The 15,742-nt window shown below is 31.6% G+C and carries 18 protein-coding genes and 4 pseudogenes; 18 read left to right on the forward strand and 4 right to left on the reverse strand.

Annotation, left to right across the window (positions count from 1 at the left end; all coding sequences use genetic code 11):
• The first annotated feature begins 135 nt into the window (after positions 1-135).
• From ACUN0F_RS03775 to ACUN0F_RS03790, 4 genes and pseudogenes are all read left to right on the forward strand, one after another.
• The gene (locus ACUN0F_RS03775; protein WP_149214287.1) at positions 136-342 is read left to right on the forward strand and encodes a hypothetical protein; all 207 of its coding nucleotides are present in this window, start codon (positions 136-138) and stop codon (positions 340-342) included.
• A gap of 602 nt (positions 343-944) precedes the next feature.
• Positions 945-1,632 (forward strand): annotated as a pseudogene (locus ACUN0F_RS03780) (transposase).
• Positions 1,633-1,965: 333 nt separating this feature from the next.
• Positions 1,966-2,595, forward strand: a complete 630-nt coding sequence (locus ACUN0F_RS03785; protein ID WP_445539135.1) for a hypothetical protein — start codon at positions 1,966-1,968, stop codon at positions 2,593-2,595.
• Positions 2,595-3,230, forward strand: a complete 636-nt coding sequence (locus ACUN0F_RS03790; protein ID WP_142287476.1) for a hypothetical protein — start codon at positions 2,595-2,597, stop codon at positions 3,228-3,230. The genes ACUN0F_RS03785 and ACUN0F_RS03790 overlap by 1 nt, the downstream gene beginning before the upstream one ends.
• 50 nt (positions 3,231-3,280) lie before the next feature.
• Here ACUN0F_RS03790 and ACUN0F_RS03795 read toward each other — a convergent pair whose 3' ends face one another.
• Positions 3,281-3,448 (reverse strand): hypothetical protein, encoded by a 168-nt coding sequence (locus ACUN0F_RS03795; RefSeq protein ID WP_179192142.1) that lies wholly within the window; start codon positions 3,446-3,448, stop codon positions 3,281-3,283.
• A 125-nt stretch (positions 3,449-3,573) separates the two neighbouring features.
• Between ACUN0F_RS03795 and ACUN0F_RS03800 the strand changes: the two genes are divergently transcribed.
• The 3 genes from ACUN0F_RS03800 (at position 3,574) to ACUN0F_RS03810 (ending at position 5,655) form a co-directional block, all read left to right on the forward strand.
• Positions 3,574-3,957 (forward strand): hypothetical protein, encoded by a 384-nt coding sequence (locus tag ACUN0F_RS03800; protein ID WP_445539136.1) that lies wholly within the window; start codon positions 3,574-3,576, stop codon positions 3,955-3,957.
• A 16-nt stretch (positions 3,958-3,973) separates the two neighbouring features.
• The gene (locus tag ACUN0F_RS03805; protein WP_445539137.1) at positions 3,974-4,606 is read left to right on the forward strand and encodes a nuclease-related domain-containing protein; all 633 of its coding nucleotides are present in this window, start codon (positions 3,974-3,976) and stop codon (positions 4,604-4,606) included.
• A gap of 308 nt (positions 4,607-4,914) precedes the next feature.
• A complete protein-coding gene (locus ACUN0F_RS03810) occupies positions 4,915-5,655 on the forward strand; it encodes an epoxyqueuosine reductase QueH (protein WP_445540796.1) in 741 nt (246 codons plus the stop codon).
• 150 nt (positions 5,656-5,805) lie between these two features.
• On the opposite strand, the gene ACUN0F_RS03815 is transcribed toward ACUN0F_RS03810, so the two are convergent.
• Positions 5,806-5,964 (reverse strand): hypothetical protein, encoded by a 159-nt coding sequence (locus tag ACUN0F_RS03815; protein WP_165915441.1) that lies wholly within the window; start codon positions 5,962-5,964, stop codon positions 5,806-5,808.
• Between the two features lie 538 nt (positions 5,965-6,502).
• On the opposite strand from ACUN0F_RS03815, the pseudogene ACUN0F_RS03820 reads away from it, so the two are divergent.
• The 4 genes and pseudogenes from ACUN0F_RS03820 to ACUN0F_RS03835 all read left to right on the forward strand — a co-directional run bounded on the left by ACUN0F_RS03820 (position 6,503) and on the right by ACUN0F_RS03835 (position 8,457).
• A pseudogene (locus ACUN0F_RS03820) lies at positions 6,503-7,133 on the forward strand (thermonuclease family protein).
• Positions 7,134-7,193: 60 nt separating this feature from the next.
• Positions 7,194-7,394 carry a hypothetical protein gene (locus ACUN0F_RS03825; RefSeq protein WP_445539138.1) on the forward strand — a complete coding sequence of 67 codons (201 nt, stop codon included), beginning with the start codon at positions 7,194-7,196 and terminating at the stop codon, positions 7,392-7,394.
• Between the two features lie 255 nt (positions 7,395-7,649).
• Positions 7,650-8,081 carry a disulfide oxidoreductase gene (locus ACUN0F_RS03830; RefSeq protein WP_131934600.1) on the forward strand — a complete coding sequence of 144 codons (432 nt, stop codon included), beginning with the start codon at positions 7,650-7,652 and terminating at the stop codon, positions 8,079-8,081.
• An 82-nt stretch (positions 8,082-8,163) separates the two neighbouring features.
• Positions 8,164-8,457, forward strand: a complete 294-nt coding sequence (locus ACUN0F_RS03835) for an ArsR/SmtB family transcription factor (RefSeq protein WP_131934601.1) — start codon at positions 8,164-8,166, stop codon at positions 8,455-8,457.
• A 460-nt stretch (positions 8,458-8,917) separates the two neighbouring features.
• Here the strand turns inward: ACUN0F_RS03835 and hfq are convergent, their stop codons facing one another.
• Positions 8,918-9,103, reverse strand: coding sequence for an RNA chaperone Hfq (hfq, locus tag ACUN0F_RS03840; protein ID WP_445539139.1), 186 nt, complete (start codon positions 9,101-9,103; stop codon positions 8,918-8,920).
• A 713-nt stretch (positions 9,104-9,816) separates the two neighbouring features.
• Here hfq and ACUN0F_RS03845 point away from each other — a divergent pair.
• The gene (locus tag ACUN0F_RS03845; RefSeq protein WP_131934603.1) at positions 9,817-10,347 is read left to right on the forward strand and encodes a GNAT family N-acetyltransferase; all 531 of its coding nucleotides are present in this window, start codon (positions 9,817-9,819) and stop codon (positions 10,345-10,347) included.
• Positions 10,348-10,452: 105 nt separating this feature from the next.
• On the opposite strand, the pseudogene ACUN0F_RS03850 reads toward ACUN0F_RS03845, so the two are convergent.
• Positions 10,453-10,575, reverse strand: a pseudogene (locus ACUN0F_RS03850) (Tn3 family transposase); the annotation flags it as partial.
• A gap of 353 nt (positions 10,576-10,928) precedes the next feature.
• Here ACUN0F_RS03850 and ACUN0F_RS03855 point away from each other — a divergent pair.
• The 6 genes and pseudogenes from ACUN0F_RS03855 to ACUN0F_RS03880 all read left to right on the forward strand — a co-directional run bounded on the left by ACUN0F_RS03855 (position 10,929) and on the right by ACUN0F_RS03880 (position 14,767).
• Positions 10,929-11,282, forward strand: coding sequence for an ArsR/SmtB family transcription factor (locus ACUN0F_RS03855; protein ID WP_016090018.1), 354 nt, complete (start codon positions 10,929-10,931; stop codon positions 11,280-11,282).
• Position 11,283: 1 nt separating this feature from the next.
• A complete protein-coding gene (locus ACUN0F_RS03860; protein ID WP_131934605.1) occupies positions 11,284-11,724 on the forward strand; it encodes a DNA mismatch repair protein in 441 nt (146 codons plus the stop codon).
• Between the two features lie 135 nt (positions 11,725-11,859).
• Positions 11,860-13,623 (forward strand): SulP family inorganic anion transporter, encoded by a 1,764-nt coding sequence (locus tag ACUN0F_RS03865; RefSeq protein ID WP_327988515.1) that lies wholly within the window; start codon positions 11,860-11,862, stop codon positions 13,621-13,623.
• Positions 13,624-13,702: 79 nt separating this feature from the next.
• Positions 13,703-13,973, forward strand: a pseudogene (locus tag ACUN0F_RS03870) (hypothetical protein).
• 80 nt (positions 13,974-14,053) lie between these two features.
• On the forward strand, positions 14,054-14,293 hold the full coding sequence (dltC, locus tag ACUN0F_RS03875; protein ID WP_131934607.1) for a D-alanine--poly(phosphoribitol) ligase subunit DltC: 240 nt from the start codon (positions 14,054-14,056) through the stop codon (positions 14,291-14,293).
• Positions 14,294-14,425: 132 nt separating this feature from the next.
• Positions 14,426-14,767 (forward strand): zinc ribbon domain-containing protein YjdM, encoded by a 342-nt coding sequence (locus ACUN0F_RS03880; RefSeq protein ID WP_445539140.1) that lies wholly within the window; start codon positions 14,426-14,428, stop codon positions 14,765-14,767.
• The last annotated feature ends 975 nt before the right edge of the window (positions 14,768-15,742 follow it).

The following is a 15,742-nucleotide window of genomic DNA, read 5'->3' on the forward strand; positions in this document are numbered from 1 at the left end:
AGTGTTTGAAATTACGTACTTCATGATGATTGGCCATCATAGGGTACTGTGTCCAATAATAGAATAGAAAACGAAGTACGAGCTTAGGTGAGATGACATTTTACTTGGTGGCGAATATAAACACATGGATTGTATATTAAACTAACGAACTCGTACAAACTCGTAAGTTTTAACGTAGTAGTTGTTATGACATATAAAAGGTGTCATACTGTTACTATAAAACTTACAAATTTATGCTACTTAAAAACATATGAACTTAAAGCACTTGATTGTCAATTAAAGGCAATAAGTGCTTTTTTACGTTTTAGGAGGGAGATGAGTAGACACATTATACTTTTATAAGTACGCTAAAATTATTGATTTTTATTATCAGTAATAATAATTTTCTTCTTAGATTTTAAGAGGATAGAATAATTTCTTTTGAAAAATCTTGAAATGTAAATCTGAAATGTATAATATATAGGTATATTGTTAGTTTATTTGATTCCGTTTATTCCCACACCTTATTGTGTTGTGGTTGAGTTGTAGAAGCAAGTTGCGTCTTGTTTCATTTGTGAAAGGGCTTCTTTGAGCCGATTAGTGTATATATAGCTTATTTTGCTATGCACATTATTAATCGACTTGAAGAAGCCTTTTTTGTACTGTTTTCAAGTTCGCAGGCTGGGTTATGAATCTTAACAAATTACAAGAAAGAGGAGATATGAAAATGAAAAAAGATAACATTTGGACAGTATTAGATGATTCAAAAGAGCAGGAAAAAAGAAAGTAATCCAAAGAGCCAGGTGATATATTTACTGTTATGGATAAGCTATCGGAAATTACAGATGATGAACTACCATTTTAATTATGTCGAGGTAGTGTATAGAGGGAAAAAGGAAGAACTAAGTGATGTATATACTTGGATCTTCTTTTTTTATTGTAAAAAAGAAATTGGAGGGAATATCATGTTTACAAAAATTTTTATCGGTCTATTTTGTTATGTGTTTTTGGTAGTTTGTAATTCAAAGGAAAAATTTCTAATAGAAGAAGCAAAGAAAAAAGAAAGGGAAAATAAAACGATGGAACGCCCCGTTTATTGGTGCCCTAGAGAAAATAGACCTATCGGAAGGGAACAAGAGCGTGTTACTGCTCCAACGAAAGAAATCCACTTAGAAAAGGATGTAGAAAGTATATATAATCTAGTTACTACATCAGTTCGTGAGAATCTCGATAAATAAGAGGGTAACAAGTTAAAACATGAAGCTATAGAAGAAGTGGATTATGATGAAGTGGTTTATGATATTCCATTTCCAAGTGATGAGGATATACCAGAGGGACTATTAGGATATAGGAATTTTATCCAGAACTAGAACATGTTTCGCTTCTATTAGAAACAGAACACATAGAACACATAGAACACATTTTTCCAGTTCAAAGAGGAGTATCCAATGTAGAAGATATGGTTTTTGTAAAGTGGGCTGCAAAAGTGATAGGACGAGAACAATGACTGACACGTGTCATGAATATGTTTGATAACAAGCATTATTGATTCATACAGGGGGAGAGATATTACCAGAAAATCAACTGCTGTATTTAGAAGTAAAAATTGATTCATCGTATTCCTATACATTAGTTAGATGGAGTGGTAGATAACTAGGAAATATCTGAATGTATTTCCTAGTTGTATTTTCTTAGTTAAATAGCATGAAAAACAGCATTTTCTCACTCATTTGTACAAGGATAAAATTTTTTTATTTTTGTACAAATGAGTGAGATAGAGTGATTCACTATATTAGGATATTCTACTATAATGGAACGATGTACATCATTGTAATATTAAAATGTTATAAGATTCAAGTGATTAACAGTCTTAGAACAGGAGAATTGAGAACTCTTCGTAATATTCCAATGCTTTAAATAGATAGTATCAAAACATGAGTATTGTATGAAAAATTATTTTATCAAAGTAAATAGGAGTGATAATATATGGCAATCGATCATATAAGCAACAACGTAGTAGAAAAATTAGAACAAGCGGTGCGCTATGAAAAGAAACAAGTTCAGTTATTGCGTGTAAGTAAAAGTAGTTCTAATATACACGTTTACATGATTTTTCCGGAATTCTCAGAGGTTAAAATTTCAAATACCGAACTGGATGAATATATAGAAAATCTATCAATAAGCCTGAAATATGTCATTAATCGCAAGTTGAGTCAACAAGAAATAGAAAAACAAAATCATTCGTTCATTATGACATGTGCAGTTGAGGAGGATGGATTGATAGATGATGAAACTATTCATTTTAATACGACTTATGTCAAACCACCAACAATTGCAAATAAAGTATTTAAGTTAGTGTGTGGATTAGGAAATCGTTTAGATAGCTTAAAAGAGTTACATATTACAGTATTAAATAATAATATTAATCGAATTGAAATTGGATTTTACAATGAAAATGAAACATATATGGCAGTAGAGAAGGAAGAAATCGCGAATGCAATTATGGGGGCATATACAAAAGCAAATATCTATTATGCGGCAGATCTCTATTATGTTGCAGAAGGAAATCAAATCAAATTAAAGAGCGTTAAACCAAAATTAGCGGGGGATGTGTGATGAAACAAGAAAAAAGGATGATAGGAGTTTTATGTACGCTTGTTTTAATGGCTTTACTTTTTATCCCCTTACAAGCAGCTCAGGCCTCTGTAAAAGTAGATTTTAATGAATTAAAGGGGAATGATGTTTCGTCATCCTTTAAAGAGGGATTAAACAATCGAACGAAAATAAAAGAGAAAGATGATTCATTTGGCTCATCAATCATACAAAAGATTGAAGGTTTGTATGCACCGGCTTTTAAGGTAGGAGTAAATATCTTTTCTATTTCATTCGTATTAGGCATTATTGTCATGGTTATGGCGTTAATTACAAAGAATGGCCAGTGGATGAAGTGGGCAACTGGAAGTATGATTTTCTCATTTATTAGTATGATGTCCCTGAGACTAAGTGTGTACTTCTTGTTCAGTTCGGATGTATTTTCGTTTATGAACATCTTTACGGATTTTTTAAACCTGTTTAAAGCAACAGCACTTATTTTCACACCGTTTATGTTAATCTCAGGTATTCGTTTAAGAAAAATTCATGAGAGTACGAAACAGCCAGAGTATTACCGTTGGTCCAACCGTGTTATAACGGGTTCTTGTTTGTTGTGTATGTTAGCCGTACTCGCTCCATGGTTATTTGCTAATATGTGAAGAACTATATATAAAGATGGAAAAGGTACTGAATCTACATTCAGTACCTTTTATCTATCTATTTGTTTTCTTCTTTCATATTCTTCAAGTATTTCCGGCGATATAGGAGATAATATGCCACTTAGAAATACAGTTGTATTTTTGCAGGTGAAAAGGTTTGAAAAAGCTGAATCTTTTTCTTGTTCTGTTACCGTATTATCTACTATAAGCTTTAACATGTCTATTACAATCCTCTTTAGGCTAGTTCGTAAATTAATAGAGATGTATCACATTATGCTTATAATTGAATGTGAATATTTCCCGTTTAAAAATAACCTGATTTATTTTGAAAGGACTGTTTGTTTTGAAAAGAAATCGAGAATATATTGTTTTGCGAAATTCCATTTTAATCGGTTGGCTGCTCACAATTATTGTTATGGGCCTATCTGTCTATTTTTCTTCCATTATATATTTATTAATCGGATGTTTCATTCTGTCGCTAAAATACGGATTAATGGGCACAATAAAGAATGTAGAAAACCGTTTACCTACCTGGGCTAACTGTGGTGTCATTGAAAAACCAGTAAATAGAAGGGTAACCAGACCCTTTCAGTTTCGGGGTGGGCTCCTTGTTTCTTTAGCATTGGGATTCGTAGAGATGGTGATAAAAGGCTTATGTATCTCATATTTTATTTTAGGGTTAGAAATGTATGTATATCGTTTGATGTGCAGAAACGCAAGAGTGTGAAAAGGAGGCTTTTATTATGAAAGTATTGATATTCGAATTGATTCTCATTGTGATTCTGATTCCTTTGAACATTGTTTTAAAAAAACATGTACCGAAATGGAAAGCCGGGGAAAGACTAGTGAAACGTATATTGGGCAAATTAGATTCCAAAAGTTATTATGTGTTACATGATGTGACGGTTCATACGGAGTATGGTGATACAACGCAAATTGACCATATTGTTATTGCGGAAACAGGTGTATTTGTTATAGAGACAAAGAACTACGAGGGCTGGATTTGTGGAAGTGAGAAATCAGCTAGGTGGACACAGGGTATTTTTAGAAAGAAATCCTCTTTTCAAAACCCATTTCGACAAAACTATAAACATATAAAGGCAATTGAATGGGTGATGGAACAAGAGCTGCCGTATATCTCTATTGCCGCGTTTCATCCAAAATGCAGTCTAAAAAGGGTAAATGTTCATTCTAAAGATAAACATGTCCTATATTATAACAATCTAAAAAAATGTATTGAATCATATATTGAACCGCAACAAACAATCGATGAAGTCCAACATATCTATCAAACTATATTACAAGCAAACATTATGGATAAGGATATTGAGAAGAAACATGTGAAGTATTTACAGAATAGGTTCGTTAAACAATAAGAAATGGAGAAAGGAATAATGTTATATATAATAGGATTTTTGGTAATCATCGTAGTAGTTATTCGTCTTAACGTGAAGTATTACCAGTTAAAAGGTAACCCAAAAGATTTTGTGATGAAAAAGAATGACTAAAGATATATTGTAGACATAAAGATAATAGACTACGTACATTATTTGGGCCGTCATTAAACGTTCAAAAGAACCGTTTTAAGCAGTGTAAATGGATGTATATAACTATATTTATATTTATAGATTCAAATGATAAAATAGATAAATAAAAATAAATAGGAGGTTTAGTTGTGAAAGAAGTGTTAGATGTTGAAACGTATTTACAAAAAATGAAGAATCAGAAAATAAATTATGACAAAGTATTAAGAAAAATGATAAAAGATTGGGAAGTAAGAAATGAAAGACCAAAAGTGTTACTTCATTCGTGTTGTGCTCCTTGTAGTACTTCTTCATTGGAATTTCTTGCAGAACATGCAGATGTCACAATCTTTTTTTCAAATTCAAATATCCACCCAAAAAGTGAATACATGCGACGCTCTAATGAACAAAAGATTTTTGTAGACAAGTTTAATGATCGTACAGGGCACACAGTAGAATTTATTGAGGATAAATATCGTTCAAATGTATTTTTTAAAATGGTAAAAGAGGAAGGTTTGGCAGAAGAGCCAGAAGGCGGGCTTCGTTGTTCAGCTTGTTTTGATATGAGATTGGATCGTTCAGCTGAGGTAGCACAGGAAAGGGGATTTGATTACTTCGGCAGTGCAATTACTCTTTCTAAAAATAAAAATAGTCAATTAATAAATGAACTTGGGATCGGTGTGCAACAAAATTATGATTCACGTTATTTACCAAGTGATTTCAAAAAAAGTAATGGATATCAACGCTCAATTGAAATGTGTAATGAATATGATGTTTTCCGTCAATGTTATTGTGGATGTTCATTTGCAGCAGAAAAACAAGGTATAGATTTACGATCGGTGAACAAAGATGCAATAAGTTATCTAAAAGAAAATAATCTTAGTTTGAAAAAAGAGATTTAATCGAAAAAATTTGATATAAAATTAACCTATGATTTACTAGGGAAACGTAGTATGTTTCTAAATGATAAATGTAAAAATCTAAAATAGTTCTGGAATAACTCCTTACTGGTTACATTTCTAGAGAAGAAAAAACCAATAAGGAGTGTTTTCTTAGTCTCGCATTGCCCCTGCCTCTCGGGAAGTCATTGCTCCTTGTCCCGCTCTTACATCATTTTGAATTTCTTGTTTTACTTTTTGCGCATCAGTTTCAGCAAAATCTGGTTTCATAACAGAACCAGGGATTTTTATAGCTTTTTTATGATCTTGCATACAAATCCTCCTCGATTCAACATTTAACGACCTTATTATTTACAAAAATATACTCGGTATACCCGAGTAGTTGAACGAATATCACGTAAAGTAAAAAGGTGATTAAATAAGTTTCTCAATATACTATTTAGATAAGAAGAAATAATGTAATAAAATCTTAAATTCTGTATATAAAATTAATAAGAAATATGATATGATGAAAGTAACAAAATTCTTCTAAATCTATCTTGCAAAAGGACACACCTACGCATACATATGCTATAGGTGTGTCCTTTTTTATTTGTTTTAAAACTTTGGAATCAAAAGGGGAGATAAGTGTCGTGTGCTATTTATAAAAGTGTATACGCAAAAAAAAGAATAAGAGAGGCATGGTATTGAAATGTCTAGCATGCGAAAAGCACTTATTTAAACCTGTTTTTAATGATTATCCGAATTGGATTCAGTGTTGTATTTGTTGTAACTATCGAGCGGTCAATTCAATATATAGTCCATTTGTTTATTAAGTAGAGAGAAACGCTTATTTGGAGGATAATACATTATGAAATCTTGGATTAAGGTTATTTGTATTACGTCATTAGTTCTTCAAATGACAGCATGCAACAGTTCGATACAAGTAAATGGTTCGAAACCTGCCCAAACAGTACAAAAGGGAGTACAACAGCACGTAAAAGGGGAAGGTATTGTTGATATTACAGAAGCTTATAATGATAAATTAAATGGCTTAGAAACAGTTAAAGGGAAGGTAGTGCATATAAAGGATGGTGATACAATAGACGTGAGCATTAATGGGCAGAAACAGACGGTAAGATTGCCCTTAGTGGATACCCCTGAGTCTGTATCTCAAAAAATCCCACCACAAAAGATGGGAAAAGAAGCATCTTCATTTCTAAAGAAACAATTAAAAGGAAAAAGTGTAACATTAGTCTATGATTGTGGACCAAAAGAGGACAAATATGGTAGGAAATTGGCATATGTATTTTGTGAAGGGATACATATAAACGAATTAATGGTCAAATTAGGATATGGCATTATAGCTTATATATCAAAACCTAACACTTCGCTGCTGCCACAAATGCTAGAAAGCGAAAGCATCAAAGATTGGTGTGTGGAACATAAAAGATTTTGTAGATGAAAGGAAACATCATTATAACCGTAATGATGCGGCTTAGTACTCCATACACACTTAATAGTTGTAATACAAATACTCTACAAAAATGGGGGTTTCATAAATGAATGAGAACAAAAGAAATATGATCTTATCCTTTATTATTTCAATTTTATTTATTTTCGCGAGTCTATTTCCATTTAGTAGTAATGAATATGTGTATGTTATCTCCAAAATTGGTGCTGCAGCTGGTGTAATAAATATTGTAATGATGAGTATTTTTTTGTATTTTCAAAGCAAAAAAACGGGACATTTATTAAATTAGCAAAGTACGATTTACTAGTTTTTATTACCCGATTCTTTTTAACAATCGTTAGAAAAAGCATTAGAAACCATGTATAAAACATGTGATGACTTTAAGAATCTTTTCCCTTTAGAATTAAAAGAGAAGGTTATGTCTGGGAAGATATTAACGATTGGATACTGTCTATTAAAACAGGGTACTCCAAACACGGAAATAAACCAGTCATATATTAGCGAACGTTTTGCATTCTAATAAGACAGGTGAGGCGAATATAAGATGTCAATTATTCGAAAGTATCACATTGCAATTGCTTGGATGATAGCTACAAGTGCAATGCTCATAAGTTTGGTTTTTAGTGAATGGATGAAACTACCTCCATGTGATTTATGCTGGTATCAAAGGATGGCCATGTATCCATTAGTATTAATATTGGGTATAGGAATGTATAGAAAAGATTCCAACGTAAGTACATATGCATTTCCATTTGCATGTATTGGTTTAATACTAGCCGTTTATCAAATCACAATTCAGGCATTTCCTACAAGTGAAATAAAGGTATGTTCAGTAGGCGTTTCTTGTACAGAAGATTACTTGAATTTATTTGGTTTCATCTCGATACCTATGCTATCTTTTGTTGGATTTTTAGCCATCATAATGCTTTTATATATTAAATCTGATAGAGAGACAAAAAATCGAGCAACAAAGTGATTGTGAAATATATATTTAAACAAACTAAAAATGCTCATAAATTGATAATAAAAACAAAAATGAAATGAAAAAGGAGAAAAAAATGACAACAATACAAGTAAGTAATGAAATGTGCAAAATTCCAGAAGCGGATGTGGAATTATTAAAGATTATGGCTCATCCAGTTAGATTACAAATCGTGAAAGAACTGGAACGTCGTAAAGTTTGTAATGTAACACAGTTAACAGAGCTATTAGAAGTGCCTCAATCAACCGTATCTCAGCATCTATCTAAGATGCGTGGGAAGATTCTTCGCTCGGAAAGAAGAGGGTTAGAGATGTACTATCATATTGTAAATTCCAAAGCATGCCAGATTGTTAGTGTGCTAGGTTTATAAATAACTTAAACTAAATAGTAGGTTACGGGAATAAACATAAAAAAAGGGCAGCTATGCCAGGCTACCCTTTTTTATTTGTGATTTTGCATATATTTGTGCGCATTTAGTATAGCGAACATTTTTCTTTTCTATCAAATAAAAAGAGCCTGTATGCACAGGCTAAAATTACGTATGAAAAAGAGATCATGATACTCGATCTCTTTTTCATACAAGGGTTAGAGATGAGTTGCTATTCGACTCATACTCATTTTATGTTTAACCCTTAGAATATTCAATCTAATTACTTGTTTTTATATTATAATATACTTAATTCTTTTTATTTATGTATCTCTTTATATTTTCCTGGGGTGGATCCTTTTAATAAGGATTCCTTTTTTATTGCTTCATACAATATAATATAATTCAAATTTAATTTTAAAGTGGAGAATATTAATAATGAAACATCAAAATTTACGGTATTTTATACAGCGACCGTTGAAATTGCTTGCTTATATAGGAATTGTTGCTTTCCATTGCTGGAGATTAGCACTGAAAATTTATCCAAGGCAATAATGATTCCAGGTATTCTAACTCCGTTGATTAGGATAATATTTACTATTCTTTGTTCCTCAATTAATTTTTTATAAAAATTGTCTTGTGTATACATTAATAGTTTCCTCCTCTCTTTAAATATTCTAATCTTTTTAAATTCTTCTTATGAATATAAAAGGAATGGAGTAATTATAACATTTCTAGGATGGATTTTTATAAAAAATAAAAGCCCTTACAATGAAGTATGAACTGTACCCCGAATCATGGACACTTAATCAAAAAAACCTCGTTAAAGAAGAGAATTTTTAGAATAAAAGTAAACATATTCTTTATACTCAGCAACGTTCATTTAATTCAATTAAGTGGCAAATACCGACAACGTGTAGTAATTGCTAGGGCACTATCTTGCTATGTTGTTTTATTTATTGTTGATGAACCACAGCAAATAAAATTATTGAGTGTTCCAGGAACTCGCGCATAAAGAAGTTAATTGTGTAATTGTTGTTACGCATTCTCAAGAAGTTTTAAAAAATCAAACTGAGTAGTTTATTTAAGTGAATAGAAGTTAGAATAGTTAAGGAAAAAGATAATTTTGCTCTTAATTAACAAAATTTTCAAAAATAAAATCTGCGGATGTTAATATCTGTTATATAATATAGTTGTCAAAGTACTACCCCTGTAGTTTCTATGATGAATCGGTAAGATAGTTTGTTTGTCCCATATATTCACCTCATATAAAAAAACTTGTAGAGATTCCTGCAAGTTCTTTTTTAAGGATTAAATGTGAATCTGAAATAAAGTAACGATTTTTTGAGGGGAGAAAAGTAAATGTTTATAGAAGCAGAAAGATTACTAATACGAAAATTTGAATTCAAGGATTGGGAAGCTGTTCATGAGTATACATCAGATAGCAATGTTATGAAATACATACCTGAAGGGGTTTTTACTGAAGAAGGTACAAGAAATTTTGTAAATAAAAATATGGGTGAAAATGCTAAGAACTTTCCTGTGATACTAATAGATGAAAATATCCTGATTGGTCATATTGTTTTTCATAAATATTTTGGTGATCATACTTATGAGATCGGTTGGATATTCAATCCTAAATATTATAATAAAGGATATGCTTCTGAAGCAGCACAAGCTACATTGAAATATGGGTTTAAGGAAATGAAATTACATAGAATTATAGCTACATGTCAGCCAGAAAATACCCCATCATATCGAGTGATGGAGAAAATTGGAATGAGGAGAGAAGGCTATTTCAAGAAGTGTATACCCCATGGAAATGAATGGTGGGATGAATATTATTACGCTATTTTTGAGAATCGCTTGGTGTATAAAATCGTTAAAATGTGAGCGATGTGTCTGAAAAGTAAAGTTTATACAATGAGGAAAGTGAAATTGATAAAAAAACTCCCGTATCTGTTTAATGATAAGGGAGTTTTTATTTGAATAATCATTGGTTAGATACACAGTATTCCATATGCTGATTGTATTGATAATTAAATTTAATGCACTGGCACGCTGTAATTGGTCTTGTAGTGCTCATTCTCGAAAATCCCCGTATTTTCCAAAAAAATTACGTGTGCTAAGGCATTTGTAACTACTCATAATTTCAATCTTCGTGGAATCTATTGGCGTAAGGTTTTGAAAAAATATAGTCTAGGTTAAACAGTGTTTTTCAATGCGTCCCTTAGTGCTGGTATAAGACTGTTTTGCCGGGAGTAAGAGTCCATTTTGCTCATGACAATGGAATCTGATGCTGTTTCTTTGCGAATAGAGTGTAGCAAATGTTTTCTGTGCTTTTTGTTTCTTATTTAATATTTTATGATTTGTATTGAAAATTTAAAGTCCTGGAAGTATCATATACATATTCAAACATTTGAAGATGTATATGATACTTTTGTGTTTTTAATCAAAAATAAGTAGGTGTTTTTATGGGAAATGAAATGCAACAATTTAAAGCTGATTTTTTTAAAGCCTTATCACATCCATTACGAATAGGTATTCTAGAACTATTGTCAGAGGGTGAAAGAAGTGTAAATGAAATTCAAACTATCCTTAACAAGGAAGGTTCAGCTGTTTCTCAACAATTAAGTGTGCTTCGTTCAAAAAACATTGTTGTTGGTACTAAAGATGGAAAACGAGTTTTATATTCTCTACGAGACCCTATGATTGTGGATTTACTGGTAGTTGCACGTAAAATTTTTAACAACCATTTAATCGATACAATTTCAATGTTAGAAGAGCTAGATGAAACAGAAAGTGAAACCATGGTAACGGAGGGATAGGTTGAGCATTGACGTTAAAAAAGAAGATATCATTCAGCATGGGATTGAAGTATTTAGCTCAATAGGAGCCCATCATGTTTGTAATGTTTGTATTAAAAGTGGGCATTCTTGCTGTTTTTCATGCCAGCATCTACAGGATGGAGTTGGATGTCAAAAGAGAAATACAGCTTGTACAGCTTGGTTATGTGGGATTCAAAGCTTTTTATTTGATCAAATAGGGTTACTGAACGAATGGAATCGTTTCTGGAATGGAATTCCGGGGCAAATGTTTCGTAGAGATTGCACCCCAGATAATGTGAAAATTAAATCGTTTATTGAACTGAAAAATTTAGATAGTCGAGGTAGTTTACTTTTAGTAGAAAGATTAAATTCCTATATACAAGAAGGAGGAGATATTGGTAAATTAGAACGTCATTTAAGTAAAACATATAACCAATATTAGGATGATTTTCTTGTGTAAAGAGTTAAAAATTGTCTGTATAAGGGTATGAGAAACGCACTTGTAGCTCAATTTTATCAAAAAAATATTCTTTCAAAAGAAGTAAGATTTATTAAAAATAGAAAAGAAGGGTTTGTAATGAGAGGGTTATTTACGGGAAGGTTTGAAGGATACTCATTGGGACATTTTCAAAGTGATCTTCTTTCTGGAATGATTGTCGGAGTTGTAGCGATTCCACTTGCTATGTCCTTTGCTATAGCTTCTGGCGTTAAGCCGGAGTATGGAATTTATACAACATGTATTGCTGGGATACTCATTTCACTATTTGGTGGTTCGAAGTATCAAATTGGAGGGCCTACAGGTGCTTTTGTTCCGATTCTTTTAGGAATTGTAATTACCTATGGGTATGAAAATTTACTGCTTGCTGGTTTATTAGCCGGAATCATCTTATGCCTTATGGGAATTTTTAAACTAGGATCTTTGATTAAGTTTATCCCACGCCCTGTAACAATTGGCTTTACGTCAGGTATTGCTGTTATTATCTTTACGGGACAAATTGCTAGTTTCTTAGGTCTAACAGGTATAAAAAAGCATGAGGAATTTTCAGCGAATCTGAAGGAAATCTTTATGCATATCAATACTACCAATTTTTATTGTGTTATAACGGCTTTGATTTGCTTTTTTGTTATACTTATCACACCAAAGATTTTTCCAAAAGTACCCGGTTCATTAGTGGGTGTTGTTATTTCAACTGTAATTGCAACTGTATTTTTCTCAGGTCATGTACCTACTATTGGTACAGCATATGGTACGATTCCAAATACACTTCCTCAGTTTGATATACCAGAAATCACATTAGAACGTATAAAACAGTTAATTGGTCCTGCATTTGTTATTGCGATGCTCGGTGGAATTGAATCTCTTTTATCTGCTGTCGTGGCAGATGGTATGACAAATAGTAAACACAACAGCAACAAAGAGCTTATCGGTCAGGGAGTTGCTAATATTGTAACCCCATTATTTGGTGGAATTCCTGCAACTGGAGCAATTGCCCGTACAGCAACTAATATTAAGAGTGGAGCTGTATCTCCGATGTCGGGTGTTATTCATGGGGGATTTGTGTTATTTACACTCTTATTGTTAGCTCCATATGCTTCACATATTCCTCTTGCTAGTATGGCTCCCATTTTAATGGTGGTAGCTTGGAATATGAGCGAACAAAAACATTTTTATCACATACTTAAAATGAAGACTGGAGACTCTCTTGTATTATTGGTAACATTTTTACTTACTGTATTTACTAGTTTAACAACAGCTGTGGAAATTGGTCTTATTTTAGCTATTATTTTGTTTACAAAACGTATGAGTAATATGCTTGTCATAACAAAAGTGCTTCCTGATCATACAAAAAAGAATGAAAAATTGTTACCACATGTGGTAAGCAAAGCTCATGACTGCCCACAAATTAGTATTTACACAATAGAAGGGCCATTATTCTTTGGGGCTGCTCAAACTTTTGAACAAAATATTTTAACGACCATTAATTATAAACCAAAAGTTCTAATTTTGCGTATGGGAAAAGTTCCTTTTATTGATACCACAGGAGAGTCTTACTTTAGGAATATCGTTCATCATTTTAAAAAACAAGGTGGCATACTTCTTATTTCAGGAATTCAATCAGAACTAAAAGTAACACTAGATAAGAGTGGATTGTATGCTGAGATTGGGAAAGAAAACTTTTTTGATCATACCGGGGAAGCTATTAATTGTGCTTTAGGACATTTGAATACAAAAAGATGTATAGGATGTAAGCATTTCGCATTTCATGAGTGTACCGGGCTTTCTCAGCAATCCCAGGAAGTGAATACAATAAAGAATAAGACAAATGCATTAGATTTTTAAAAAATTCACTTCACATACAAAGTTTGTTTGATTCACTCTTTTAATCCTTTTATAAAAATAGAGAAGGAGAAAGTTTACTTTGGCGAATGCGGAGCATATTTTTACAGGGTGTGAACAAGAAGGTTTTTCATACATCCAATAAATGATTATCGAACAGCAAGAAGAGAATATTTTCCTTACGTTTAAACGCAAAATGGATTATATAAACGGTATCGATTATATATATTCCTTTTCCACAAGAAACAAATACCAGATTTGTAATCACATATGTTCCGGGGAACAACTATCTGTTATGCCTTAATAACTATTATACAAAGACCAGGCATAATTTTGTAATGATGATGGGATAGATTTTTAAAAATAATGTGTTAAAAAATAGAAGTCTATGAAGAAGTTTAATATAAATTATAGTTATAGAGGAGAAAAAATAATGTCTGAATTTAAAGATCAAGTGTTAAATGTGTTAGAAGAAGTATGTGAAAATGATATCGTAAAAGAGAACCCAGATGTGCAATTATTTGAAGAAGGAATTCTAGATTCTTTTGCTACAGTATCTTTATTAGTAGAATTTCAAGACCGTTTAAACATCGAAGTGTCTATTTCTGACTTTGACCGTGAAGAATGGGCGACACCGAACATGATTATTAAGAAATTGAAAGCTATGGGATGAAAATAGGTGTTTGAGATACAGATAAGAACCACTTTTCAAAATTAAAGTTCATAATTGCTATTCTTATGAAGTTGTAAACAGAAATTTTAAAAAATACTTATTAGAATGATAAAGTGTGGAGGAAATAAAAATATGTCCAATTTACCAAATTGCCCAAAATGTAATTCAGAATACACTTATGAAGATGGAAATCTTTTTGTTTGCCCAGAATGTGCTCATGAGTGGACTTTAGAATCAGAAACTAAAAATAATGAAGATGCAAAGGTTATTAAAGATGCTAATGGAAATGTCTTAAACGATGGTGATTCTGTAACAGTAATCAAAGATCTTAAAGTAAAAGGAACTTCATCGGTTGTGAAAATCGGTACAAAAGTAAAAAGTATACGTTTAGTAGATGGCGACCATGATATTGACTGTAAAATTGATGGTTTTGGAGCTATGAAATTAAAATCTAAATTTGTTAAAAAGATTTAAATGAAATAGAACTAGTTGGACTTAATTATTTAAAATCAATTAACATATACCATTTTCAAGGTGGAAATTAAATAACTTTTATAAGGGAAAGATTTCATTCATGATAAGTATGCTTGAATGAGGTCTTTCTATTTTTTTGAACTCATCTCAACTGTATTTTTAAAAAATGATGTGTGAATATGCTAGAAACATAAGAAGGGAAATTCCTTAACGTGCGAAAATCGGCTTTTAAATCTGAACTGTCTTTTAGCGTATAATATCCAAGTTTTGGTGGCGAGACTCTATGTAGCCACATATTGAGATGGCCCTCAGGCTCTCCCTCAATAGCGCAGAGTAAGTCTTTTTATTTACTTCTGGCTCGTATATTACATGATTAATTAATAAAAATCCTAGGGTCTTAATATTGAGAAATAAAGAAAAACATTCTAATGTAAGTTTCAGTTTAAAGAAAAGTAAGCATCTATAATGTATACATATGGGAAAAACGTAGTTATATATTTATAAAAAAAAGAGTAAGAAAATATCAAAAGAGAATCTAGCGAAAATTAACAAATTAGGTAATAGAATAACTTTCTTTACTGACTAAGTGTCCTGTTTTATTAATAGGGATAGAGTAATGATATATCTATAGAATATACAAATAACTTAGTGGTGGGTTAAATAAAGAACATCATCATTAAAATACATATTGATTGGTGCTGTTATTCATTTGACTCTTAGTAATACCCTGATATAAACACTAGTCCAAAAAAGTCTGCAATCTATTATTAGTAATTCATGAAGAGAAGATAATGAAAAAATATTTTTAAATTTTAATATTTAAAACTTCTGGACACGTGTTACAATGAAGTTCTCCAATTTATTTTATTCTCCTATTTAGAATTTATGGTTTAGTATCCAATAATACAAAAGTGGTTGTAGTAAATAAATAAATAAATAAATAAATAAATGAAGCGGTTAGAGTGTTTAAAAGGC

This window comes from Bacillus sp. 1A (assembly GCF_052682215.1).